This window comes from Fundidesulfovibrio putealis DSM 16056 (assembly GCF_000429325.1).
Taxonomy (GTDB): domain Bacteria; phylum Desulfobacterota; class Desulfovibrionia; order Desulfovibrionales; family Desulfovibrionaceae; genus Fundidesulfovibrio; species Fundidesulfovibrio putealis.
On record NZ_AUBQ01000003.1, the window covers coordinates 520,829 to 545,543 of the forward strand.

General features: G+C 63.5%; 21 protein-coding genes. 6 read left to right on the top strand and 15 right to left on the bottom strand.

Going from position 1 to position 24,715, the window contains the following annotated elements; translation table 11 throughout:
• Window positions 1–10 precede the first annotated feature (10 nt).
• The 14 genes from G453_RS0102460 to G453_RS28685 all read right to left on the bottom strand — a co-directional run bounded on the left by G453_RS0102460 (window position 11) and on the right by G453_RS28685 (window position 16,010).
• Window positions 11–1,138 carry a branched-chain amino acid ABC transporter substrate-binding protein gene (locus G453_RS0102460; protein ID WP_027189768.1) on the bottom strand — a complete coding sequence of 376 codons (1,128 nt, stop codon included), beginning with the start codon at window positions 1,136–1,138 and terminating at the stop codon, window positions 11–13.
• 52 nt (window positions 1,139–1,190) lie between these two features.
• The gene (locus tag G453_RS0102465; protein WP_027189769.1) at window positions 1,191–1,952 is read right to left on the bottom strand and encodes an ABC transporter ATP-binding protein; all 762 of its coding nucleotides are present in this window, start codon (window positions 1,950–1,952) and stop codon (window positions 1,191–1,193) included.
• A gap of 87 nt (window positions 1,953–2,039) precedes the next feature.
• Entirely contained in the window at window positions 2,040–3,509 is a 1,470-nt protein-coding gene (locus G453_RS28330) for a methyl-accepting chemotaxis protein (RefSeq protein ID WP_027189770.1), read from the bottom strand.
• 184 nt (window positions 3,510–3,693) lie between these two features.
• Window positions 3,694–5,130 carry an outer membrane homotrimeric porin gene (locus G453_RS0102475; RefSeq protein WP_027189771.1) on the bottom strand — a complete coding sequence of 479 codons (1,437 nt, stop codon included), beginning with the start codon at window positions 5,128–5,130 and terminating at the stop codon, window positions 3,694–3,696.
• Window positions 5,131–5,463: 333 nt separating this feature from the next.
• Window positions 5,464–6,594, bottom strand: coding sequence for a glycosyltransferase family 4 protein (locus G453_RS21925; protein ID WP_235731670.1), 1,131 nt, complete (start codon window positions 6,592–6,594; stop codon window positions 5,464–5,466).
• 38 nt (window positions 6,595–6,632) lie between these two features.
• Window positions 6,633–7,208 (bottom strand): hypothetical protein, encoded by a 576-nt coding sequence (locus G453_RS0102485; protein WP_027189772.1) that lies wholly within the window; start codon window positions 7,206–7,208, stop codon window positions 6,633–6,635.
• Between the two features lie 10 nt (window positions 7,209–7,218).
• Window positions 7,219–8,814 carry a uroporphyrinogen decarboxylase family protein gene (locus G453_RS0102490; protein ID WP_027189773.1) on the bottom strand — a complete coding sequence of 532 codons (1,596 nt, stop codon included), beginning with the start codon at window positions 8,812–8,814 and terminating at the stop codon, window positions 7,219–7,221.
• A complete protein-coding gene (locus tag G453_RS0102495) occupies window positions 8,814–9,821 on the bottom strand; it encodes an ABC transporter substrate-binding protein (RefSeq protein ID WP_027189774.1) in 1,008 nt (335 codons plus the stop codon). The genes G453_RS0102490 and G453_RS0102495 overlap by 1 nt, the downstream gene beginning before the upstream one ends.
• Window positions 9,822–9,839: 18 nt before the next feature.
• The gene (locus tag G453_RS0102500) at window positions 9,840–10,610 is read right to left on the bottom strand and encodes an ABC transporter permease (protein WP_043643975.1); all 771 of its coding nucleotides are present in this window, start codon (window positions 10,608–10,610) and stop codon (window positions 9,840–9,842) included.
• Window positions 10,594–11,439: an ABC transporter ATP-binding protein gene (locus G453_RS21930; RefSeq protein ID WP_051271478.1), complete on the bottom strand. Its 846-nt coding sequence runs from the start codon at window positions 11,437–11,439 to the stop codon at window positions 10,594–10,596. Before G453_RS21930 ends, G453_RS0102500 begins: the two co-directional genes overlap by 17 nt.
• On the bottom strand, window positions 11,436–11,630 hold the full coding sequence (locus G453_RS0102510) for a tautomerase family protein (protein ID WP_027189776.1): 195 nt from the start codon (window positions 11,628–11,630) through the stop codon (window positions 11,436–11,438). Before G453_RS0102510 ends, G453_RS21930 begins: the two co-directional genes overlap by 4 nt.
• Window positions 11,631–11,917: 287 nt before the next feature.
• A complete protein-coding gene (locus G453_RS25920) occupies window positions 11,918–13,825 on the bottom strand; it encodes a histidine kinase dimerization/phosphoacceptor domain -containing protein (RefSeq protein WP_051271481.1) in 1,908 nt (635 codons plus the stop codon).
• A gap of 178 nt (window positions 13,826–14,003) precedes the next feature.
• Window positions 14,004–14,858 (bottom strand): glycosyltransferase family 2 protein, encoded by an 855-nt coding sequence (locus G453_RS28680; protein WP_235731671.1) that lies wholly within the window; start codon window positions 14,856–14,858, stop codon window positions 14,004–14,006.
• 3 nt (window positions 14,859–14,861) lie between these two features.
• Window positions 14,862–16,010 (bottom strand): glycosyltransferase family 4 protein, encoded by a 1,149-nt coding sequence (locus G453_RS28685; protein WP_235731672.1) that lies wholly within the window; start codon window positions 16,008–16,010, stop codon window positions 14,862–14,864.
• 57 nt (window positions 16,011–16,067) lie between these two features.
• Here G453_RS28685 and G453_RS0102525 point away from each other — a divergent pair, with 57 nt between their 5' ends.
• From G453_RS0102525 to G453_RS0102545, 5 genes are read left to right on the top strand one after another with little or no spacing between them, the layout of a single operon-like run.
• The gene (locus tag G453_RS0102525) at window positions 16,068–16,943 is read left to right on the top strand and encodes an ABC transporter permease (protein WP_156920765.1); all 876 of its coding nucleotides are present in this window, start codon (window positions 16,068–16,070) and stop codon (window positions 16,941–16,943) included.
• Entirely contained in the window at window positions 16,933–18,330 is a 1,398-nt protein-coding gene (locus tag G453_RS21945) for an ABC transporter ATP-binding protein (protein WP_051271484.1), read from the top strand. The genes G453_RS0102525 and G453_RS21945 overlap by 11 nt, the downstream gene beginning before the upstream one ends.
• Before the next feature lie 5 nt (window positions 18,331–18,335).
• Window positions 18,336–19,985 carry a glycosyltransferase family 4 protein gene (locus G453_RS21950; RefSeq protein ID WP_051271490.1) on the top strand — a complete coding sequence of 550 codons (1,650 nt, stop codon included), beginning with the start codon at window positions 18,336–18,338 and terminating at the stop codon, window positions 19,983–19,985.
• Window positions 19,979–20,830 carry a glycosyltransferase family 2 protein gene (locus G453_RS0102540; RefSeq protein ID WP_027189778.1) on the top strand — a complete coding sequence of 284 codons (852 nt, stop codon included), beginning with the start codon at window positions 19,979–19,981 and terminating at the stop codon, window positions 20,828–20,830. The genes G453_RS21950 and G453_RS0102540 overlap by 7 nt, the downstream gene beginning before the upstream one ends.
• Window positions 20,831–20,852: 22 nt before the next feature.
• On the top strand, window positions 20,853–21,992 hold the full coding sequence (locus tag G453_RS0102545) for a glycosyltransferase family 4 protein (RefSeq protein ID WP_027189779.1): 1,140 nt from the start codon (window positions 20,853–20,855) through the stop codon (window positions 21,990–21,992).
• Window positions 21,993–22,033: 41 nt separating this feature from the next.
• Here G453_RS0102545 and G453_RS27720 read toward each other — a convergent pair whose 3' ends face one another.
• Complete coding sequence (locus tag G453_RS27720; protein ID WP_156920766.1) at window positions 22,034–24,187, bottom strand: P-loop ATPase, Sll1717 family; 2,154 nt, start codon at window positions 24,185–24,187, stop codon at window positions 22,034–22,036.
• Window positions 24,188–24,350: 163 nt separating this feature from the next.
• On the opposite strand from G453_RS27720, the gene G453_RS0102550 reads away from it, so the two are divergent.
• Window positions 24,351–24,701, top strand: a complete 351-nt coding sequence (locus tag G453_RS0102550) for a hypothetical protein (protein ID WP_027189780.1) — start codon at window positions 24,351–24,353, stop codon at window positions 24,699–24,701.
• Window positions 24,702–24,715 lie beyond the last annotated feature (14 nt).

Here is a 24,715-nt window from a genome sequence, read left to right on the forward strand (position 1 = left end):
GGGAGGCAGGCTAGAACAGCTTGCCGGTCTCGGGGTTCCAGAACTCTTTGTACTTGTCGCCCTCGACCTTGTAGATCACGTAGTTGGAGCCGGAATCGCCGTTCTCCTGGAACTTGATGACCTTGGACGCGCCCGGCAGGTTAAGCTTCATCATCTCGGCGCGGATCTTATCGGCGTCGGTGGACTTGGCGGCCTTGATGGCGGTCAACAGGGCGTAGGCCGAGTCGAAGGAGTAGGCCGAGTACGCGCCGGGCTCGCCGTGCATGGCGGTGTATTTGTCCAGGAACTTCTTGTACACGGGGGAGTTCTTGTCCGCGTAGCCGAAGGTGAAGAACACGCCCTGGGACTGCTCGGGGGCTTCCTTGATGAAGTTGGGGTGGTACACGGCGTCCTGCGACAGCACCGGAGCCTTGATGCCCATCTGGCGGTACTGCTTGATCATGCGGATGCCCGAGGAGGAGCTCTGCAGGCTCATGTAGAACACGTCGGGGTTGGCGGCCTTCACCTTGGTGAGCACGGCGGAGTAGTCCATGTCGCCGTCGTTGACGTGCTCATGGGCGATCACGGTGATCCCGGCGGCCTTGGCGGCCTCGGCCACGTACTCGGCCAGGTGCTGGGAGTAGGTGGTCTTGTCGTCCACGATGTAGATGGTCTTGGCCTTGAGCTGGTCCTTCAGGAAGGCGGTGGCCGCCTTGGCCTGATGGATGTCCAGGCCGCACATGCGGTACATGTACTTGAAGCCGCGCTCGGTGACCTTGGGGTTGGTGGAGGCGGGAGTGATCATGGTGATCTTCTCTTCGTTCAGCACCTCGGAGGCCGGGATGGTGGCGGAAGAGCAGTACTCGCCGACAACGCCGACGACCTTGGAGTTGGCCAGCTTGTTGGCTCCGGCTACGGCCTGGCGGGGATCGCAGGCGCCGTCCTGGACTTCGACCTCGATGGAATCGAAGCCGGGGATGCCGCCCTCGGACTTCATGACTTCGACGGCGGTCTTCACGCCCTTGACGATGTCGTTGCCGTCTGCGGCGGAAGAGCCGGAGATGGGGGCCAGCACGCCGATCTTGAGCGGGGCTGCGTGGGCAAATCCCGCTCCCAGGGTGAGGGCCAGGGCCACAAGCCAGATGATCCGTTTCGCCATGTCGTCCTCCTGCGTCCAGATGGTTGATGTCGTGGGGAAAATCTCGAAATATTTAGTGGGACGTGCCCAGATAGGCCTCGATCACCCGCTGGTTGCCGCGAATCTCGGCAGGCGCGCCCTCGGCGATCTTCTCGCCGTGCTCCAGCACCACGATGCGCGAACACAGCCCCATGACCACCTTCATGTCGTGCTCCACCATGAGCACGTTCACGCCAAGCTCCAGAATGCGCGAGATGTCCTCCATCAGGGCCGAGGACTCCGTGGGGTTCAGCCCCGCAGCCGGTTCGTCCAGAAGGATGGTCTGGGGGACGCTTGCCAGCGCGCGCGAGATCTCCAGGCGGCGCTGCAACCCGTAGGGCAGGTTGCGCGCCTCCTCGTCGGCCAGGTCGCCAAGTCCCATGAAATCAAGCGCCCAGCGGGCCTTGTCGCGGATGCGGGCCTCTTCGGCCTTTTGCGAGGGCAGGCGCAAAACCGCGCCCGCCACGCCGGATTTCGTCCGGGCGTGTTGGGCGATCATGACGTTTTCAAGCGCCGTCATGTTCTGGAAGAGGCGGATGTTCTGGAAGGTGCGGGCGAGCCCCATGCCCAGGATGCGATGCGGCGGGGTCCCGGCCAGGGGCGCGCCGTCGTACGTGGCCTTGCCGGAGCTTATGGAATAGACCCCGGTGATGACGTTGAACACGGTGGTCTTGCCAGCGCCGTTGGGGCCGATGAGGCCTAATATCTCGCCCTGGCGCAGCTCGAAGCTCACGTCGCACAGGGCCAAAAGACCGCCGAAGCGGACGGAAACGTCCTCGAATACAAGATGGGGCATGCCGTGAAGTCCGCTCCTGTCATGGATGGTGAGCGGCCATGATTACCCGCATGCCCGTGAATTGGCAAGATTGTTAAGACTACGCAATCAGGAGCAGGTCCCGCCGCCCACGGTGCGGGCCAGCTCGTACAGATCGGCTGAAAGCTTCACCAGCCGTTGCGCCTCCTGGGCCTGGTTCTCGGACGCGTCCACGAAGCCGGAAGCGATGCGGTCCACATCCTCGACGTTCAGGGCGATCTCCGTGGCCGTGGTCGACTGCTGCCCGGCAGCGGTGGCGATCTCGGCGGTGCGCTCCACCATGCCGGTCACGTCGTCGCGGATGCGCTCCAGTGCCTGGGCCGTGCGCGTGGACAGGCCGCTGGTCTCTTCCACGAGCCGTGAGGTGTCGGTCATGGAGTCAACGGCGTTGGTGGCGGCGCGCTGGATGGTCTCGATGGCTAGGCGTACGTCCTTGGTGGCTCCCAGGGTCTTTTCGGCGAGTTTGCGCACCTCGTCCGCCACCACGGCAAAGCCTCTTCCAGCCTCGCCCGCGCGGGCGGCCTCGATGGCGGCGTTCAGGGCCAGCAGGTTGGTCTGGTCCGCGATGTCGTTGATGACGCCGATGATGCGCCCGATCTCCGCCGCCTCGGTGGACAGAGCCGAAAGGTCGCGCGAAAGGCCCCCGGCCGCAGAACTGATTTTATCTATGCCCTGCGTCGTTCCGCTGACCAGCTCCGCCCCGTCCTTGGCGGCCTGGCTGGCCTGTTGCGCAGCCGAGGACGTGGCCTGCGCGTTGCGGGCGACCTCGGCCACGCTGGCGGCCATCTCCTCCATGGCGGCGGCCACGGAGTCGGTGTTGCGCTTCTGCTGCCTGGCCTGATCCGTCTGGCGGCCTCCCTCCTGCTCGAAGCCCTTGGCGGCCTCCTCCAGGCTGGCGGCCAGGGTGCACAGGCTCTTTGAGGTCTCCACGATCACGGCCCGCTGGCGCTCGGCAGCCTCCAGGGCGCGACGCTGCTGGGCCAGGGGCACAAGGTGCAAAAGCGCGCCGGAAGCGGTGCGCGTGAACATGGCCCTGGCTTTGAGCGCTTCGGCGCTTGCGGCGGGGATGGCGGTGGTGTGCCCTTCGGGGAACACGGCATTGTCCAGGTTGGCCCACAGCTCCTCGCCAGCCAGGGCGCGCAGGGTGGGGGCCTCGGCAGACGTCTGGGCGGGATCGGGGGTGAGCCCGGTGAGGCCGGTGAAGGTGCGGCTGGCCAGCAGCAGGCGGTCCTCGGCGTCGAACACCAGGAGCGGCACGGGGCTTTCGCGCAGGGCGTCTTCGAGCCGGGACGCGCGCTGCCGCGATTCGTCCAGCTGGTTGTTCACATCGTCAAGCTGCGCCAGCTGGCGGTTGTTTCGGCGCATGAGCAGCACCGCGAAGGCGATGCTTGCGGCAAGGGCGACCTGCGCAGCCGCGATGCGCACGGAAGCGGGAAGCAGCGAGGGGGGCAGGGCGACAAGGACCGCCGTCAGCGCAAGGGCGGCGGCCTGGACATAAATGAGACGGTTGTCGGCGGATGCCGATTGCCGGGTATGCATGGGGGACTCCTGATGGAACTTCCCTCGCCTATATGGAGATGTGGTTACTGCGACTATCGTCTGGGCGATAGACGTTGGCCAGGGCCGTTCGCCCGGCCGCCCGAAGGCCCCGTGGGGGAGCAATAAACGCAAAACGGCCGGGGCTTTCGCCCCGGCCGCGCCAAATATCCGGTTCGGAACCGGGTTAGAACTTGTACTGCAAGCCCACGGCGACCTTGTAGGAGTCGCCGTTTTCGGCCTGGTTCACCATGCGGCGTCCCCACACGGAGCTCTGGAAGTCGCCGTGGGCCCAACCGGCCTCCACGATGGCGGCCAGGTTCTCATAGATGTTGTACTGGTGATCCAGGTTGATGGCGATCACGTATTCCTTCTCGGTCAGGTCGCGGCCCATCTGCACGTAGTTGCCCACGCCCCACAGGGTGTTGGCGACGCGCAGGGCGCTCGAGGAGTTGGTGCCGCGAGCGTAGGTGAAGGTCAGGCGATGGGTCAGGTCCTGGATGAAGGAGATCTTGTTGAGCGAGAACACCGCGCCCCAGGAGCCGATGGGGTTCACGCCCATGTAGCCGCGGGTGAAGGACTGCGAGGAGTCGAACAGGAACGAGGTGGAGGGTCCCCAGTAGCCCATGACCGTGGGCATGCGCTCGGAGCCGTTGTTGATGGAGTTGTCTTCGCCGCTGGAGTACCAGAAGGTCAGCTGCGGGGTGAGCAGGTCAAGGCCGGTGTACTCGGCGGCCACGTCGAAGAAGTAGCCCGCGCGGCGGTTGGCCTTGTGGTCGGAGGCGTTGCCCTCGCCGTACATGACGTCGGCGTAGAACTTGAACGGGTCGAGCGCGGTGACGGCGAAGGCCGCGCCGGTCCACCAGTAGATGTTCTGGGCGTTGCTGGTGCCGCTGTACAGGGAACCGGCGGAGGCCAGGTTGGTGGTCAGGGTGGCGCCGGCGTTGCCGGAGCTGACGCTGTAGTTGGCGTTCTTTCCGGCCACGGCGATCATGCCCCAGGGAGTGGCCTTGAAGCCGTCCAGGGTGACGGGCAGGGCCAGCACGTAGGCGTCGAACTCGTCGGCCACCTGGGTCGTGGTGGTGTCGAAGTCGCGGTTGGTGTCCAGCAGACGGGTGTAGGCGGCCACGATCTTGAACTGGTCGATCACCGGGATCTCCACCACGGCGGCGGCGGAGCGGGAACCGCCGAACACCGGGTTGGCGTTCAGCAGGGTGTCGGAGGACACGGGAAGGCCCCAGTCCTGCATGCCGATGGTGAATTCCACGTCGGTGTTGGGCCACTTGAACTGGAGGTAGGCCTGGTAGACGTCGATGGATACGGTCGGGTTGTCCACGGTGTAGGTGCCGTTGCCCCAGGGGGTGTTGTTGACGCGGATGCCCAGGCGGAACTTCAGGTTCTCGTTGGCGATGAAGTCCGTGCGCAGGCGGAAGCGCTGCCAGATGGTGAAGGCGTCGTTGGTCTTGGTTCCGGTGCCGTTCCAGCCGGTGAAGTTCTGATTCTCGAAGAAGGTGGCGTGGATGCGCGCGTCGCCGGTCATTTTGACCTCGGTGGCGGCGGATGCGACCGCCGCGCAGGCCAGCAGCATGGCGGCGGCGAGAGCCAGGGTGGTACGTCTCATGATTCTTACTCCTAAATGATGCTCGTTTGGTCGGTACGTTCCGGGGCCTGGATCCAGGACAGTGCGCGCGTTGCTCCGGTCGGTACAAATTATTGGACGGGTTTTTGGGGGGCAGGGTTACCGGACGGAGCAAGAAAGCGAAAAAGAATCAGCGGACAGTGAGATGCCCGGCCATGCCGGGAGAGGACGAAACGGCGCGGATAGGCGCTTGCCGGTCGAATGAGCTGCGGGGCGTAGCCCGGGTCTGGCGGTGTTGGCGGGGGAGGGCGTCTGCCCCGTGGGCGCCCCGTGACCACTCTGAGGGCGTCGGGTTGATGACGCAGCCCGCAGGGTGGGCTACTCTCCCCGGTGCACCTGCTCGAACACGTCCAGGGTCTTTTGGGCGGTGTCGCGCCAGGAGAAGCGGCGCGCGTTGGCGCGGCCCTTTTGCGTCAAACTTTCGCGCAGTGCTGGGCCGGTCTGGGCGTCGGCCACATCGGCCAGGGCCTTGGAGATTCCGGGGATGTCCAGTGGGTCGATCATAAGCGCGCTGTCGCCCGCCACTTCCGGCAGGCTTGTGGCCGTGGAGCAGATCACCGGCGCGCCCACGGCTTGGGCCTCCAGCACGGGCAGGCCGAAGCCCTCGAAAAGCGACGGGAACACGTAGGCCAGACAGGCCGCGTACAGCGCGGGCATGTCCTGGCGTTCCACGTAGCCCAGGCGGTGCACCCGGTCCGCCACGCCGAGCGAGGCCACCCAGTCCTTCCAGCCGTCACCCCAGGACAATCCCCCGGTGACCACCAGGTCGGCGTCCACGCGGTCCTTCACGGCGGCAAAGGCCTCCAGCAGGGCCTTCAGGTTCTTTCGCGGCGAGATGTTGCCCGTGTACAGGAAGAAGGGGCGCGTCAGGCCGTGACGCCTGGCAAGGCGCATCACTTCGTCTTCGGCCACAGGCTGGTGGTACAGGTCGTCGGCGGCCAGATGCGTGACCGTGATCTTCTGGTCCGGCACGCCCAGGATGTCCACCAGATCGCGCCGGGTGTGGTCCGAGATGGCCAGCAGCCGCTCGGCCCGGCGGGCGGTGTAGGCCATGGCCCGCTTCATGTAGAGGGTGTCCGCGAAGCGGTACATGCGTTGGTCGCCGTGGAAGTAGCCCAGGTCCATCATGGCGGCCACGGCCTTGCAGGGCACGCGCGGCGGCATGTTGGAGGACGGGAAGAAGGCCAGGTCGATGTCGTGCTTCTTGAGTGCGGCGGGCAGCTTCAGCCAGTCGAAGAGCAGACGGTTGGAGCAGTAAAGCGACACCTCTTCAGCACCGGGGAAGGAGCCGAAGTACTGCACCTGGGAATGCATGAGCACGTAGGTGTTGCGGGTGTCGATGGCCAGCAGCTCGTTCAGGAGGCTGACCAGGTATTCCTTCACGCCTCCGGAGGCGTACTCCAGGCTTCGGCAGCTGATGGCTATGCGCATGGGCGGGGTTATAGCCACGCCGTGCCCCGGAGGGAAGGGGCGGCGTGGCGTAGAATTCAATCGGGAGTCTTGATCCCGCAGACCGCCGTGACGCTCTTGTCAGGCGTGAGCATGAACGCGGACGAGAGGGAAAGCCCCGGCAGGGCGCCTGCAATCAGACGCATGAAGTGAGCCTGCGCTTCCAGGGAAAAATCCTTGTAGCCCGGGCTATAACGGCGCGAGGTGACCAGGCCCGAGGCCGCGTTCCCGGCGCGTACTGCGGCGTGCAGGCCGCGCATTTCGGCCTCCACAAGATAGCTGCCCATGCGGTCCAGCATGAAGCCCGCGAACGGCCTGCCCTGGCTGAAGTACTCGCGCCCGCGCGTCTCCAGGGCGCTGCCGATGGTCACGGCCATGAGCACCACCTCGTGGCAGCCCGCCAGCGTGCGCGAGAGGTCGACGCTTCCTGCGGCATGGGGCGCGAAGGCATCCAGGAACTCGTCCAAACTCAGGTTCTTTTGCCAGGTGCGCGGCTGCGACAAGGCCTGCGCTTCCAGCCACAGGGGCTGGGCCTCGGCGCAGGCGTGGGTGCCGGGCTGAATGCGCAGGTAGCGCAGCACGCTCTGGGGGATGGCGGGCACGGCATTGGGCATGGGGAGGGTCTTAGTCGCGTCCGGGAAATTTCTCCAGCAGGGACTTGACCACGCGGGCGGCGGCGGCAGCGTCCTTGGCAAAGGCGTCCGCGCCGATCTCAGCCGCGAAGCCCTGGCTGGTGGCGGCCCCGCCCACCAGGATGCCCACGGGCCTGCCCGCCTTTTCCCGAATGGCGGGCACCATGGCGCGCAGGGCTGCCCTGGCCTGGCTGGTGAAGGCCGATATCCCGGCCAAGGGCGCTCCGGTTTCGGCCAGGGCCTTGGCGAAGGCGTCGGCTCCGGCATCCACTCCCAGGTCCAGAACCTTGATGCCCTGCGCTTCGAGCACCGCGCCCACCACGTCCTTGCCGATGGCGTGATGGTCCCCCGCAGCGGTTCCCAAGACCATGCGCACGGCGTCGCTGGTCTTGGGCAGATGGGGCGAAAGGCGCTTCATGCCCGCGTTCAGGGCGTCGGTCATGAGCAGGATGTCCGCCAGATGGCTCTTCCTGGCTTCGTACAGGGCGCTCTGCTTGCGCACCGCCCGCATGAGCCCGCCGCCAAGCACCAGGAGGGGATCGAATCCCGAACACAGGCACACGTCCACGATGCCCGCCGCGCTCTCCAGGTCTCCGGCCTCCACCGAGGCGGACAGGCCGTAGAGCAGGCTCGCGCCGGGAGCCACGGCCCGCATGGCCGCGTGCCCGGCGTCCACGAAGGCGGCGGCGTTCTCCACCGGGGTCGAGGGCGGCAGGGCGCAGCCCGTGGACAGGCTGAACGCGGGATGCGTCCCCATGGTCTGGGCCAGGGCGTCCACCTCCTGGGCAAGAGCGCCCGCGCTCTGCGCATCGGCCACGGCCAGGGGGTCCATGTTGCCGATGATGATCCGGCCTGCGGGCATGGCGTCCTCCACGGCCAGGAGGTCCATGACCTGATCGAAGCTCACGGCCTGGACCCCGGTGTCCAGCACGTTGGCCAGAAGCTGCCCGATGTCCCCGCAGATGTGCACCGCGTTGGGCACGTCCGGGTGCGCGTCAAACAGGCGGGCCAGCGGGTCTCCTGCGAACTGCCCGAAGAGCGCTGGCGGCAGGAGTCCGGCGAACGGGTCCGACACCCACAGCACGTCGGCCCCGGCGTCCAGCAGAAGCCGTGCGTAGCCGAGCGCCCCTTCCAGGGCCTTGGCCACGGCGGCGCGGGCCTCCTCCGGGGAGGTCAGACAGGCCCGCATCAGGGCTTCCTCACCCATGGCCTGCCCGGCCACGGTGAACGGCCCGTATACCATGCCCGCCACGGGCTTGCTGGGAAACGCGCGCTTGAGCCCGGAGGTCACTGCGGCGTTGACCTCCATGCGCGCGGAGGTGCGCGCCGGACCCGCAGGGATGGCGGTCTTGGCCGCCACGCGGGGCATGCCTGCCGGGCTGTATGCCAGGGAGGCTCCCAGGGCTTCGGCCTGGATGACGATGTCGCTGAAGAAGAACAGCAGGTCTGCGTCGACCTGCTCGTAGTAGCGGGCCACGGCGTCGAGCTTGGCGTCGGCGTCGTGGCAGAGCACGTCGATGCCCCGGCCGCTCAGACGAGCGGCCGGGAGCGAGTTGATGGGGTAGACCAGTCCGGCGAGGAGGCTCATTACTTCTTGAGCGCCTTGGCGGCCTCGGTGAAGCTGTTGTCCACGAGGTCCTCGAAGGCCACGGGCTTGGTGAGGATCTTGGCGTCCTGGAAGATGCGCAGGGCGGTGTCGTGCCCCGGGCGGCTGACGATGCCCGAGGCGGAGAAGGCCTGGCGGTCGCGGTCCACGGACATGGCGATGTCGGCCTCGCTCATGCCCTCGAAGTAGGGGGCGGCGAGCTTGGCCACTTCGGCGGCGGAGTGCTCGCGCAGCCAGGTCTGGGCTTCGAGCACGGCGGCCACGAAGCGCTTCAGGGTCTCGGGCTTGGCCTTGGCGTACTCGGGCGTCACCTGGAGCACCGAGAAGGAGTAGTCCGGCGAGCCGAAGTAGCGCGCGCTGTCCTCGGCGGTGTTCAGCGTGGCCAGGACCTTGGCCTTTCCGGCCTGTTCGAGCTTGCCCACCATGGGCTGCCAGGCCAGGGCGGCCTGCACACGGTCGGCCTCCAGGGCGGCGGCCATGGTGCCCATGCCGCCTGTCTCGATCATGTTGATGCCGGTCTCGGGGTCGAACCCGGCCCAGGCGGCCAGGGCGCGGCCAACGCCATGGGTCTCGGAGCCGAACTTGGTGACGCCCATGTTCTTGCCGCCCAGGTCCTTGAGGGAGGCCACGCCGGGCTTGCCCACCAGGTAGAAGGTGCACTTGTCCTGCATCTCGAAGATGATGCGCGTGGGCTTACCCTGGGCGTAGAGGTTGGCCACCTGCCCGTGCCCGATGGCGCACACTTCCACGTCGCCGTTTATGAGGGCCTGCATGGCCAGCGGGCCGCCCTGGGTGGGCACGAACTCGACTTCGATGCCCTGTTTCTCGAAGGTCTTGAGGGCTTGGCCGAGGTAGAGCGGCAGGAAGAAGAAGCCGCGTACGGCCTCGGAGCAGCGCACCTTCTCAAGCTGTGCCGCCCAGGCCTGCGCAGCGGGCAGAGCCAGGCCGAGAACCATCACCATCGCCAGAACGAAGCGCGCACAACGCATGCTTGATACTCCTTGTTTTTACAAAGCGTGGCTGCCCACGCGCCAACGCGTGAGCCACCGTTCCAAACGCCCCAGCAGGGCGTGCATGACCAGGACGACGACGGCCAGGGCGGCCAGCGCGGCGAACACGCGCGAAGTCTGGAACAGCCCGGCAGAGGTGTTGATCACCCAGCCGAGACCGGCGGTGCTGCCCACGTACTCGCCCAGAACCGCGCCCAGGAGCGCCAGCCCCGCCGCGCTTTTCAAGGACGAGGCCACCCACGGGGCCAGCGAGGGCAGCACCACATGGACGAGGATCTGCCTGCGGCTGGCCCCCATGACCCGCACCGAATTGACCAGCGAGGCGTCCAGGGCCCGAAGCCCGGCGTGGCAGCTGTAGAAGACCACGAAAAACACCAGGGACAAGGCGAACACGATCTTGGACAAGGCCCCCAGGCCGAACCACATGACGAAGAGCGGGGCGAAGGCCACGCGGGGCATGCCGTAGAGGACCATCAGGAACGGGTCGAGCACCTTGGACCAGAAGGGCGTGAGCGCCAGCCACAGGGCCGCGCCCAGGCCCAGCATCGCGCCCAGGGCGAATCCGGCCAGGGTCTCCTTGAGGGTCATCCACAGGTGGTTGTAGAATGTGGCCTCGTGCAGCATCCGCCACAGTTCCGCGCCCACGGCGGAGGGGCTGCTCACGAAGAACGGATCGGCCAGCCCCGTCACCGTTGCCGCCTCCCACAAACCCAGGAGCGCGCCCGCCAGCATGAGCCGGGCCAGGAAGGTTCTAGCAGGCAGGGGCATGGCTGGCGGCGCTTGCGGTGGGGGAATCGGGCGGGACCATCTGGGCATTCGGGCACTGCCCGGTCTGACGCGGGTCGTCCGTGCCCAGCGCGCGGCGCACCCGGTGGACCGCATCGGCCAGGGCGCAGGCGCTGCGCGGATCGAAAATGGCGCGCGGGTAGGGCGCGTCCACCCGCACGGTGTCCACGATGCGGCCCGGGCGCGGTCCAAGCACCTCGATGCGCCCGGAGAGCAGCACGGCCTCGGTGATGTCGTGCGTGACCAGCACCACGGTCTTTTTCGAGTCGCGCCACAGGTCCAGCAGGTCGGCCTGGAGCGTCTCGCGGGTCTGGGCGTCCAGGGGGGCGAAGGGTTCGTCCAGGAGCAGCACTTCGGGGTCGTAGGCCAGCACGCGGGCCAGGGAGGCGCGCTTGAGCATGCCGCCGGACAGCTCGCCCGGATAGGCCCGCTCGAACCCTTCCAGGCCGAAGCGCTCAAGGATCGGGCGCACGTGGCGCTCGCGCTCGGCGCGGGAGCGCCCCCGCAGCGTGAGGCCCAGGCAGGCGTTGTCCAGCACGGTGCGCCAGGGCAGGAGCGAATCGGCCTGGGTCAGGTATCCGGCCCAGCCGAAATCGCGCCCGGCGGTCCTGCCGGTGATCTCCACCGAGCCGCCCGAAGGCTTCTTGAGCCCGGCCATGATTTCCAGCAGCGTGGACTTGCCGCAGCCGCTCTTGCCCACCACGCTGACGAACTCCCCGCGCTCGACCTCGAAATCGACCCCGGCCAGGGACTCCACCACGGCGCCGGAGGCTGTGGCGTAGCTGTGGCCCACGCCGCGAAGCCGGATCACTTCGAGACCTGCTCCCCGCCGCGTCCCCAGTTGTCGTCGGGGACTTCTTCCAGAATGACGGTGGCCCTGCCCGCAAAGGCGGCATCGCCTGCGGCGTCGGCAAAGGCCTTGGCCATGCCCGAGATGAGCTTGGCCTTGGCGGCCTGGTCCTTGATGACGCCCTGGCGGGCTTTGACGATGATGACCGGCATGATGACTTCTCCCTATGGCGAGTATCGGAAAAGTCGATATGCTACCGTTGAAGGGCGGATGGCAAATTCAAAAATCCAATCGGAATAGGGAGCAGGGGAGAGGGGGCGTGATGGATGCGCTCGGCAGTGACTGCCCGGAGAAGGATGGCTGAAGGCTCTGGAACCTGGGGCATTTCAGGAGCAGGACGGGGCAAGAGGTCCTAACGCATTCAGCCGCAACCCTGTCCACCGGTGGCGGTCGCCTCTGGAGTGATGGTTGGACGGAACGCCGGGCACACCGGGCAGCGTTATTTAAGAGGAAATTCCAATTGAAACCGTGACCCGCCTGAGGAGGCGATTGTGGTCAGGGTTCCGCCAAGCTGATTGGCTAACAGGGCGCTCATCTTCAGTCCGAGAGTGGCGGGCGAGTCTATGGGCAGATCATTTGAAAATCCGACGCCGTTGTCTTCAATCGAGAAGGTGAACATGTCGCCTGAGGCATTCACACTCACGGCAATGAACCCCTCACGCCTTCCCTCAAAGGCATGCTTGAAAGCGTTTGTGACAAGCTCGTTCGTTATCAGGCCGAAGGGTATGGCCTGATCGAGCGACAAGGTGACGGGCTGCGCATCCAGCCTGATTTCAACGGCGCAACCGCCCCTGTATGCGGTGTGCAGCCGGGGAAGCAGTTCATTCAGGTAGCTGCGGACATCAATTCTGGAAAACACCTGGGAGTTATAAAGCTGTTCATGGATGAGCGCCATGGACATAACCCGGCCCCGGCTGTCGCTCAAAATACGTCGCGCGTCAGGGCTCATCTCGCCCTGCTCCTGGAGGCTTAAGAGGCTCATGATTATTTGCAGGTTGTTTTTTACCCGGTGGTGGATCTCCATGAGAAGCACCTCCTTTTCCTTGAGCGCCAAGGCCATGTCGGCCTCTCTCTGCTTTCTCTCGCTGATGTCCAGGATGGATATTGACGCTCCATTGTAGTGATCGTCGGCATCGAAAATACCTCGAACCAACACGAGCGCATCCTTCGTTCTCCCATCATCCACAACGTAGCGCTTCTCTTGAATGAAGTAGCTGATGTCGCCTTGCATCAGCTTTTCCATCAACTGCCTGCTCTGCGGCAGGTCGTCCGGATGGACGAACTCCTGGATCGTCATTTTGTCGATCAGCGCGGTCCGGCCGATCCCGCAGAATTCCTCAAAAGACTGGTTCACCTTTTGGAATTGCGCATGCATGTCGATCTCGACCATGGGGACAAGGGATTTTTCAAAGAGGAACCTGTACCGGGCCTCGCTGGCCCGGAGTGCTTCAGACGCGTGTTTGCGTTCCTCTGCTGCAGCGGCAAGACCGGTCAATGTCGCCAACAGCGACCCGTAGAAAAAATTCAGGCCCAGAAGCTGAACCGTCAAGGGAACGTCGATGAGGCTGGACGAGTTCAGGCCGAGCGATACCCAGCACACGGAAAGTGCGGCAGCCCACAGGCCAGCGCCGGTGATCCCTTTTCTGCCGAAGCGCAGGGTAGCCCACGCCAGGCAGAGTATCAGCGGATAGCGAAAGACATAAGCCTGGTCCATTGGCCTGCCGAACGTCATGTGTATGAACATCGTAAGCAGGACCATGAGTCCAACAAGCTCCGCTTTTCGGGAAAATTTCCGCAGTGACGCAATGCGGAAGTCCTGTTTCTGCCAGGACAGGAGAAGCGGAGGGAAAAGCACGACACTGAGAAAGTCCGCACTCCACCAAAGAAGCCAGTCTCTAAACGTGATGCTCCAGTCCAGGGCTTCCGCGAGGAGGAGGCAGCACAGGGAGGTTGCCACTGCTGTTGCAAGCAGTCCAACGCAGACAAGGACGATGGACTCTTTCAAGCCTAGCCGTTTGACGTTGCTGCCGAGAATCCTGGTTGCCAGATGGACAGCGAGGAAAGCTCCGCCGATGTTGCAGCCGAAGTTGACGACGCTGAGAAATATTGATTGCTCAAGGACCAGCCCGAAGAGAATATTCACCGTCAACGCAGCAAACACAATGGGCAGACGATGTTTGATGTCGGCAAGAAGGAGCGCGGCCAGGATCAGGCCGCTAGACGGGGAAAAGACATCAGCATCAGACGTTGCGCCGATCCAAAGTGAACTCAGCAGCAGGGCGAACGAATAGAAAACGAAAAATGCAGGGAGCCCTAACCACCGTCTTTCTTTACTTCCTGATAGCACTGGCACTCCAAAAAGGAAGCATGACTGTACGCCATGTTTGTCGATTGACGCTTAAATAGTATAGTAAGGGGTGCTCCTCGTCCAGATCGTTCCGGACTGGGCCGGATACAGGCTATGGATCGCCTTCGTGGACGAGTGATCAGGATGCGAAGTAGTCGGGATAAGGGGGGAGAACTCTCTAGAACTGTAGCCCGAATTTCTTCCTGGCATACGCCCGGCAGGGCTCCCAGCGGGCGTTGGCCAGGCAGGGCAGTTCGCGCCCGGAGAGCATGGCCTGCATCTGGGCCAGCGCAGCCCCCAGCCTGATCTCCATGGTCACGGCCTTCACGGCCAGCTTATGCGCTAGCCCCTTCCCGTATCTGTTCTGGCAGATTGCCACCTGCTCGCGGAACACGTCGCCCCAAGTGGCCGTCTTGGACGCGGGCTGGAGCCTGAAGGCCGCCAGGATGTGCGGGATGCGCACGATGCCGCGCCCCTGGCTCATGCGTTGGAACAGGTCGAAGTCCATGCAGTAGCTGAAGGCCGGATCGATGCCGCCAACAGCGCGGTAGGCCTCGGCTCGCCAGAAGGTGGACTGCTGCGGCACGGCCATGTTGTAGCGCATCTGCCGGGCGCTTGGCCGCCAGACCATGTCCATCATCACCGGGGTCTCGTCGTCGGCCACCAGCACGGTGTCGCCCGTGACCATGGCCGCGCCCGGATTGTCCGCGAAGGCCCTAGCCACGCGAGACAGGGCGAGATCGTCCCAGAAGTAGTCGTCGGAATTGAGCCAGCAGAGCACCTGCCCGGTGGCGCGCTCGAAGCCCTCGATGAGCGCCGCTGTCTGCCCGGCGTCTTTCTCGCTGCGCCAGAAGGCCAGATGCGCGCCGCGCTCGCGGATCACGTCCACGGTGTTGTCGCTGGAGCCGCCGTCCAGCAGGATGTGCTCCACGTCCACGCCTTTCTGGCAGGAGACGCTGTCCAGGTTGCGGGCCAGATACCGCGCCTGATTGTAGGACGGCGTGACGACAGTGATTCTGGGTAGGGCTGGCATGTCCTACTTCCCCGCCGCCTCGCGCAGCACGCGCCACAGGGTTTCGCCCGCGCGGTCCCAGCGGTACTTGGAGGACTGCACGAACCCCTTGGCCACCATCTGCTTGCGCAGGTCCGGTTCGTCCAGGATGCTGGCGATCTTCACGGCCAGATCTTCGGGCGACTGCGGATCGAAGGGCAAGCCCGCGTCGCCGGAGACCTCGGGCAGGCTTGTGGCCTGGGCGTAGATCACGGGCGCGCCGCTGGACTGGGCCTCCACCACGGGAAGGCCGAAGCCTTCATAAAGCGACGGGAAAACGTAGGCCAGGGCCAGCCGGTAGGCCTGGCAGAGGTCGGCCTCGGGCAGGTAGCCCAGGCAGCGGACCTTGTCCTCGGGGAAGCCTTCGGGCAGCGACGCCTTCAGGGCCTCCTGGTCGCCGAAACCGGCCACGGCCAGCACCGGGATGTCGCGCCCGAGCTTGCGCAAGATATCCAGGGCCTGGGGCACCACGCGCAGGTTCTTGTGGGGCTGGAGGTTCCCGGCGGTCAGCAGGAACGGCGTGCGCAGGTTCATGCGCTCGCGGAAATCGTCGGCCAGATGGGCCTCGTCCTCGCGCGGGGGGCGAAAATGCGCCATGTCCACGCCGTAGCTTGGCAGCACTTCCAGCTTGTTCGCCACCTTGCCGAACACGCGCAGCATCTCGTTCCTGGAGGCGTGGGTGCCGGTGATGGCCCGGTCGGCGCGCTTCAAGCCCGCCTTGTGGCGCAGGGTGAACACGGTGCGGATGTGCCACGCGAGAGTTTCCGGGTGGGCGTGCCAGAGCACGTCGTGGTACATGCCCACGGCCTTGCCGGGCAGGAGCGGCGGAAAAAGACCGTCTGGCGAGAAAAAAACATCCTGGGGATTCATCAGGCGTTGCAGGAGCATGCCCGTCTGCTGCCAGGCGTAAAGAGACGGCACGTTGGCGGTGACGGCGCGGGCCTTGCCCTGGGCCACCAGATCAAGCGCGACCGGGTTCACCAGCGGCTTCCCGGCGAAAAGGGTGAAGCGCGCAGAGTCGCCCGCAGCCTCCGCCAGATGCGGCAGGATGCACTCCAGGTAACGGCCTATGCCGGTGCGGTAGGGATAGGCCAGGGGGCTAGCGTCGATGCCGACGCGCAAAACCTGTGGCATGAAGGTGGCTCCGGCGCGTTGACATGCGCCAAATTTGTGGAATAGGCAAGTCTGTTCATGCGCAAGATCATACTGGCCCAGCCCCCTGCGGGGTTGGCCTCCACCATCCGCCAGAGCCTGGCCCTGGCCTCTCCCATCGGAGTATTCGCCCATTTCGGGCGTTGTCGCGAACTTCTGCGCGAATTCACCCGCCTGGAGTTCTCCGGGCGCTACCAGGGCACGCAGCTCGGCATGCTCTGGAGCCTGATCACGCCGCTGGTGACGCTCGGGGTGTACACCTTCGTCTTTTCGGCGGTGTTCAAGACCAGCTGGAGCGGCTCCGGCCAGGGCGGTGTCATGGAGTTCGCCTTGTCGCTGCTCACCGGGCTGGCCTGCTTCGAGGTGGTCTCCGGCGCTGCGGCGCGCGGCGCCACGGTGATGGCCGAGAACGTGAACTTCGTCAAAAAGGTGGTCTTCCCACTGGAGGTGCTGCCGGTAAGCGTGGCCCTGGCCTTGTCCGTGCAGTCGCTTTTGTCGCTTGGGCTGGTGTGCGCCGCGCGGGTGCTCACCGGTGCGGGCCTGCCGGAGACGGTGCTTCTGGCTCCGCTCGGCTACGTGCCGCTGGTGCTGCTGGCCGCGGGGCTTGGCTTGTGGCTGGCTCCCGTCGGGGTCGCCGCCAAGGACGTGGGCCATATGATCACGGCCTTCATGCAGCTTTTTTTCTTCATGACGCCCATCGTCTATCCGCTGTCAGCAGTGCCGGAGCGCTACCAGCCGATCCTGGCGCTGAACCCCTTGCACGTGGTGATCGAGCACTTCCGGCGCACGCTGCTGCTCGGTCAGCAGCCCGACTGGACGGCCCTGGCGCTGGTGACGGGGTTCGCAGTCGTCTTTCTGCTTCTCGGTTTCGCGTGGTTCATGCAGCTGAAAAAGGTGTTCGCGGATGTCCTGTAGCGATCTGGTCTGCGTGGAAGGCCTGAGCAAGGTCTACCACCTGTACAAGCGCCCGCAGGACCGCCTGCGACAGCTCCTGGCCGTGGGCGGGCGCACCTATTACAAGGAGCATTGGGCGCTCAAAGACGTGTCCTTCACCATTGCGCCCGGCGAGGCCTTCGGCATTATCGGGCGAAACGGCGCGGGCAAGTCCACGCTCCTGCAGGTGCTGGCCGGGGTGCTCTCGCCGACTGCGGGGCGCGTGGAGACTCCGGGCCGGGTGGCCGCGCTCCTGGAGCTTGGCAGCGGCTTCAAGCCGGACTTCACGGGCCGCCAGAACGTGTTCATCAACGCCGCCGTGCTTGGCGTGCCCCGCGCCGTGGCAGAATCGCGCCTGGACGAGATCCTGGCCTTCGCGGACATCGGCGCGCACATCGACCAGCCCGTTCGCACTTACTCTTCCGGCATGTTCCTGCGTCTGGCCTTCGCCGTGACCATCTGCCTGGAGCCCGAGGTGCTCATCGTGGACGAGGCCCTGGCCGTGGGCGACGTGTTTTTCCGCCAGAAGTGCTACGCCCGCCTGCAAAGCCTCATGGAGAAGGGCGTGGCCGTGGTGCTGGTGTCTCACGCCATGAACGACGTGGCCCAGTTCTGCACGCGCGCGCTGTACCTGGAGCGCGGACAGGTGAAGTTTTTGGGGCCGTCCATGGACGCGGTGAAGCTCTATATGCTCTCGGCTGCGGCCACTCCGGCCACCTCCTGCACATTTGACGCCCTCCCGGCAGACGTGGAAGGCTTCGGCGGCGAGGACTTCTGGCCCAGCGACGCCTCCTTCCTGGATATCTCCGCAGCGGGCCGTGCCGAATCAGGCTTCGCCCAGTGCCTGCGCGTGGCCGTGCTGGACTGCACCGGCCAACCGGCGAGTGCTTTCGAGCAGGGCGACACCGCCCACTTCTACGTGGAGTACCGCATCGACGCGCCCCTGGAAGTGCCTGTGGCCGGGGTGGAGCTCATCAGCGACAAGGGCGTCATCGTGTTCGGCAAGAACACCCTCCAGTACGACTGCCGCGTGCCGGAACTCGTCCCCGCCGGGAGCATCCTGCGCTTCGTCTACGAGGTGAAGCTCGATCTGGCCGTGGCCGAGTACACCTTCGGCGTGGGGCTTACCGCCATGAGCGCGGCGGATTTCGCGCGGCGCGCCGAGATGACCCACCCGGAGTTGGACGGGCGCAACACCGTGCTCTCAAGTCTCTCCAACGTGGGCAGTCTGGCCGTGACCTTTCGCACCACGGACACGGCCCCGGTGCAGCTGACGCATCACGGCGTGGCCAACCTGCCGGGCACGGCGCGTGCGGCCTTCCTGCCCGGCTGCCTCGATCTGGACGACCAGCCCGCCTCCAACGGATAATCCACATGAATAACGACGACTTCAAGGCGGTCATCCGCGATATTTCCTCTGGCTTTCGGGCCGAAGCGCCGCTCCCGGCCCTGTTCGACCGGATGCTCATGATGAACCGCACCCTGTGGCGCTGGTGGGACCTGGGCTGGCGGGCGCTGCGCCGTCTGGTTCCGGGTCTGGCCGTGGACCGCCGCCCGGGCGAGAAGCCGCTCGTCGCCGTTGATCTTCTGCCGCTTCTGCCCGGCGGAGCCAACGGCGGGGCCAAGGTCTTCACGCTGAACCTGCTGGAGACCATGGCGGCCATGGCCCCGGACTGGACCTTCGTGCTGGTGGCCAGCCCGGACGTGCTGCCGGAGCTGCGCGAGATCGAGAGCGCCAACCTCACAGCCATCGCCGTGGACCGCACATGGCAGGCCAAGCCGCCAAAGAAGCTCCTGAAGCGGCCCATCGACGTCTGGTTCTGCCCGTTCACCCGGCCCTATTTCCAGCATGAGGACATCCCGCTGGTGTCCATCATCTACGACCTGCAATACCATTACTATCCGCAGTTCTTCTCCGACGCCGAGGCGCGCGGGCGCGACCAGACCTTCCAGCTGGCGGCCAAGCGCAGCGCCCGGCTGGCCTGCATCTCGGACTACGTGCGCCAGACCGTGCTGGAGTACGGCAACCTGCCGCCCGAGAAGGTCCGGACCGTGCACATCTGCCTGCCGGAGCGCCTGTGCCTGCCGCCCGACGCCGAGATTATGGCCGCCCTTGCCCGCTTCGGCCTCACGCGCGGCAAATACCTGATTTTCCCGGCCAACTTCTGGCCCCACAAGAACCACGCCGTGCTGCTCACGGCCTTCGGGCTGCACGCGGCCGCGCACCAGGACTCCCAGCTCAAGCTGGTTTTGACCGGCGCGGACACCGGGCTGGCCGCCGAGCTCAAGCAGGCCGTGGCCGCCATGGGCCTTTCCGGGCGCGTGCTGTTCACCGGGTACGTGTCCGACGACGACCTGGGGGCGCTGACCGGCGGGGCGTTGGCGCTCATCTTCCCGTCGCTGTTCGAGGGCTACGGCATGCCCGTGGCCGAGGCCATGTCGCTTGGCGTGCCGGTGCTGTGTTCCAACGTCACCAGCCTGCCCGAAGTTGGCGGCGACGCCGTACTTTACTTCGACCCCCGCAAGCCCGAAGACGTGGCCGCGGCCATCGCCCGCATCGAGTTCGAGCCCGGCCTTGCCGCAGACCTCGCCGCCAGGGGGCGCGCCCGCGCGGCAGAGCTTGGCGGGCCGCAACACATGGCCCAGGCCTACATCGACCTGCTGGACGAGGCCATGCGCGGCCTGGGCGGACAGAGCGCGGTGTGCGAGGGCGTCTGTCCGGACGGCGCGGTGTCGCCCCGCGTGTTCGCGGCTTTCGGCCCGGCGTCGGGCAGGCAGTTCATCGAGGCCCGGTTCGCAAACCACGGCTCGACCGCCGTCACCTGCGAGGCCTTCCTCAACGGCAAGCTCCTGGCACCGCGCCGCACCCTGGCCCCCGGCCAGACCTTCGACATCAGGCAGCTGGCCAGCCCCTACGGCGGCTGCCTGGAGGTTGCCTTCGATTCCGCGTCCGGCATACGCTGCCTGAAGCTCGCGCTCACGGGCTCGCGCCACCACGATTTCCTCGGGAGCTCCACATGCTAACGCTTTCCGTCATCACCCCGTCGTTCAACCAGGGGCGCTTCATCCGCCGCACCATCGAGTCCGTCCTGTCCCAGGACGTCGTGCTCCAATACGTCATCATGGACGGCGGCAGCTGCGACGAGACCGCCGACGTGGCCAAGGCCTTCGAGGGACGCCTGCACTTCGTGTCCGAGAAGGACAAGGGCCAGACCGACGCCCTGAACAAGGGGCTCGTGGTCACCACCGGCGACGTGATCGGCTGGCTCAACTCCGACGACGTGTACTACCCCGGCGCGCTGAAAGCCGTGATGGACCACTTCGAGGCGCATCCCGAGTGCGACGTGGTGTACGGCATGGCCGACCACATCGACGTGGACGACTCCTTCATCGAGGACTATCCCACCGAGCCCTTTGATCTGACGCGCCTGGAAGAGGTCTGCTTCATCTGCCAGCCCGCGCTGTTTTTCCGCCGCCGCGTCATCGAGCGGTGCGGGTTGCCGGACGTGAACCTGCGCTACTGCATGGACTACGAGTTCTGGCTGCGCATGGGGCTTGCCGGGATGCGCTTCGACTACATCGGGCGAAAGCTCGCCGGGTCGCGCTTCTATCCCGACAACAAGACGCTCGGGCAGCGCCGTCAGGTGCACACCGAGATAAATCACATGATGCGCGACTCGCTCGGCTACGTACCCGACAAGTGGCTGTGCAACTGGGCGCACACGCTGCTGCGAGACACCATGGGGTTCGATCCCGCCAAGAAGTACACCACCGTGCTGATCGCGGCGGCCACCCTGGGGGCCAGCGTCTGGTGGAACAGGGGCGTTTCCGGGTCGCTGTGGCGCGTCGTCAAGTCGTGGCTCAGGTAGTGGGGCGGATGGCGGCCACATCATGCGCGTAGGCTTCGACGTCAGCCAGACGGGCGCGGGCAAGGCGGGCTGCGGCTACCTGGCCTACGGGCTGGTGAACGCGCTGGCGTCGCGCGACACGCAGTTCGTGTTCTATCCGCACTTCGGCGACCTGTACTGGGAGCCGAACCCCAAGGCCTGCGCGTGTCCGGGGAACGCCTGTACGATGGGGCCGACGTTCCGCTGGTTCGAAAAGAGCAAGACCTTCTGGCGCAACCCCCCGGCGGACTTCGAGGCGCGCCTCGGCAACCCGGACATCGTGCATTCCAACAATTTTTTCTGCCCCACGGGCCTCAGCAAAGCCAAGCTGGTCTATACGCTTTACGACCTGTCATTCTTGGAAAACCCGCAGTGGACCACGGAGCAGAACCGCGTGGGCTGCCTGGAGGGCGTGTTCGGCGCGAGCCTGCGCGCGGACTTCATTCTCAGCATCTCGAAGGCCAGCCTGGACCACTTCCTGCGCATCTACCCGCACTACCCGCGCGAGCGCACCGCCATCATGCACCTGGCCAGCCGCTTTACGGCGGACAGCCCCATGCGCGCGCCCAAGCGTTTGCGGGGCGTGACGCCGGGCGGGTTCTGGCTGTGCGTTGGCACCATCGAGCCGCGCAAGAACCAGAAGGCCCTGTTCGAGGCGCTGGCCCAAATGCCGGGCAAGACGCCGCTGGTGCTGGCTGGCGGGCGCGGCTGGCTCATGGAGGACATGGCCCGCACGGTGAACGAGTTGGGCTTGAGCTCCCGGGTGAAGCTGACCGGCTACGTGGACGACGCCGAGCTGGCCTGGCTGTACGCCAACTGCCTGGGCTTCGTGTACCCGTCGCTGTTCGAGGGCTTCGGCCTGCCGGTGCTGGAGGCCATGAGCCTGGGCGCGCCGGTGATAACGTCCAACGTGTCCAGCCTGCCGGAAGTGGCCGGGGACGCGGCGCTGCTGGTCGATCCGCTGGATACCCGGGCCATCGCCGAGGCCATGGCGCGGCTTGAGGGAGACGCGACGCTGCGCGGGGAACTCAAGGCCAAAGGCGTCAAGCGGGCCATGGAGTTCAGCTGGGACGCGGCTGCGCAGGTGGCGCTCACAGCATATGAGACGGTGTGTCGATTAAATAAGGTCGTTTCTTGTCTGTAAATGTGCCGTTATGTCGTGTCTTTTTGTATTGATGTGGGATGTTAGCGCTTTATTTTTAAAGATAGATAGTGTCTGACAAATATATCAAGTCTTTTTGTTAGAAAGTCTTCTGTGTAATCAAATCGTTCTGTGCTTTTTCTGAGTTTGCTAATACATCGTCCAAGTGCATCAGATGGAATAGTAAATATCATTTTCTTGTGCTGATCCCACATTTCTTTTATCCAACTCTTCTCAGATTCTGTGAGTCCCTCGTTCTTGCCTCTTGTCACAATTATTATAAAATTACCATATGGTCCAGATAGGTAGCTTGTGGCCTGTCGTGCTTCGTCAGGGCCAATCTTTTCATAGTTTTTCACTTCAAATGTTACTTGTCTAGTGCTGTAGTCTTCAAGGATTCTTCTCCAAAAACCTTTGTCACCGTTGTTTGTGGCAACGATATCCCTTCTTTGCACGGAATTGCTGTTCGGCTTGAGTTGAAAATTGTTAAGTTTCCCGGAAAATAGAATACGAACTGCACGAAATACCCAGTCTTCAAATTGTGCAGCGCCCTCGTTTCCAGGTGGTGTCTTTGGTAGTTCCGATATGAGTTGGCCAATGAGCTTCATTCGAAAGTCTTGAACAGCAGGGTTTCTCTCTGTTTTTAAATCATCATGTATTTGGTCGAGAGGAATGTCTTGTAGGTCTGAAACTTCGAGGTTTAAGGCTTTCCAGTGGCATGGGTGAATGCAAACTTTCTGGTCGTGTTGTGTTACATCAATTGTTGCAGGTGATCCGTCATGGCAGAATATATAGTTGTTAGTTGCCACGTCATGCATACCTACGAAGCCAATGCTGAACAATGCGTAGAACGCTTGCTTCGCGTTGCTCAAAATTGCGAAGTCGCTTTCTTTTTGGTCTGAAAAGGTGCTTTCAGATATAATTGTTTCAAGTTCCATTGTGAACTTTTCGTAGTCAAGTACAGCGCTGTGCCCCTTGAAGTGGAGTATGAGAAGTTCGAGGCCAGGGAATACGGTTTCGTATTCTTTGAGGAGGTCTTGCATTCTGTCTTGGGATATTTGTCTAGACGCCTCGTCGAGGTCAGATTCGATAACTTCTTTTCTTCCTGACCGTGATGCTATTGAGTATGTGCAGTTTAAAAGGACGAGTATGTCGCGCGGCCTGTATAAGGTGTGTTGAAGGCATTTTTCAAATCCTGTTTTGTATGAGATGTCATTCTTTGCAAATCTATTCCATATTTTAGTGTCGTTTTCGATGTCATGGATGTCAAAAAACTTCCTGAGTCGCAGGGCGACGAGATGGAATAGGCCGTCCTTGTTCCATCTAAGTCGGAGGGTATTCCCCTCTATATGTCGAGAAAAGTCTTGGTCGAATACGGACAATGCCCTAAAGGTATTGTCCCGGATGAAAAGCAAAACATGAATAGGGCTTTGACTGTCCCTAAATTCCGCTGCTGTCGCGGCTAATCCTCCAAGGACAGCTGAGTCAGTGCGCCGTGGTTGCCAGCCTTCATCAAGGTTGTCGAAAAGAAAAATTATCCGTTTCTTAATGTGCACAAGAGCTGCGCTGATGTTCTTCTGGAGGTGTTCAACCTCAAACGCAGAAGCAATAACACTTGGGATGAGCGCTATGCTTTCTGATGGTTTGATGCATGTTTGAATTATCTGGGTGCATCGTTTGAACGTCGAAGATTTTAATAGGGAAGAGTGGTTGGTTTTAAATTTGTTCAAGTAGTCATAGCTTTCGCTTTTGCAAAACTTGTAGTGTTTTTCTGCTTCGCAAAGTATAGTGATTAGAGCGCTTACCCTCCAAGCTATTCGAACAATGGCGCGTGCTTGACGATAGTCGTCTGTTATTTTCTCAATGGTAGCATGCAGTTCGAGGGCTTCATATTCTTTGGGTGCATCTTTGATAACCCAGAGTCTGTTGTCTCGGAAAAATTTTTGTAACCTGATAAAAAGGGCTGACTTGCCGGTGCCACGTCTGCCGACAACAAAATTAAAATCATTCGTAGTCGAGAGCGCTAAAAAGTCTGGAGTCTCAACAAACGAATCAGACAGTAGTTTGTCCGTTTCAGCTCGGGCATCGCCTAAAACGTTTCCGATAGTTCCAGTGGGATTTATCATATTGGTTGGGTAAGGTGTTGTTCGGAATTGTCCGGCAAGCCATGGTTTGTATATGCTTGAGCTGTAACACATTGTCCAGCTTTATCCTGTTTTAAGCGATTACATATGTGCTGCCCTGCCATTTGACGGTCTTCATGCCCCGTTACGCCGCCGCGCCTTGACACCTGCCGCCAGCGAACATAACTAAAGCCGTCTTGCCTTCCTCTTACGAATTCATCCTCCAAGGAGTCCCGATATGCCTTACGATATCCGCCTGGTGAAGATCATCAACGGGGAGACCGTCCTCGGCAAGTTCGACGAGGAGACCCAGGGCCTGAAAGAAGTGGCCATCCTCCAGACCGTCCCCACTCAGCAGGGCGTGCAGATGGTGCTCCTGCCCTTCGGCTATCCGTTCGAGACCGAAATCAGCGGCGCGATCAAGCCCGAGCACATCCTGTACACCTTCAAGAGCTTCCCCGAGGAACTCAAGAACAAGTACCTCGAGGCCACCTCGAACCTGACCATCTCTTCCGCTCGCGACCTGAGCATGCTGAACAAGATGGCTCCCGCCGCCGGCAAGGGCGGCTCGGGCCTCATCCTGAAATAACGTAGAACTTCTCA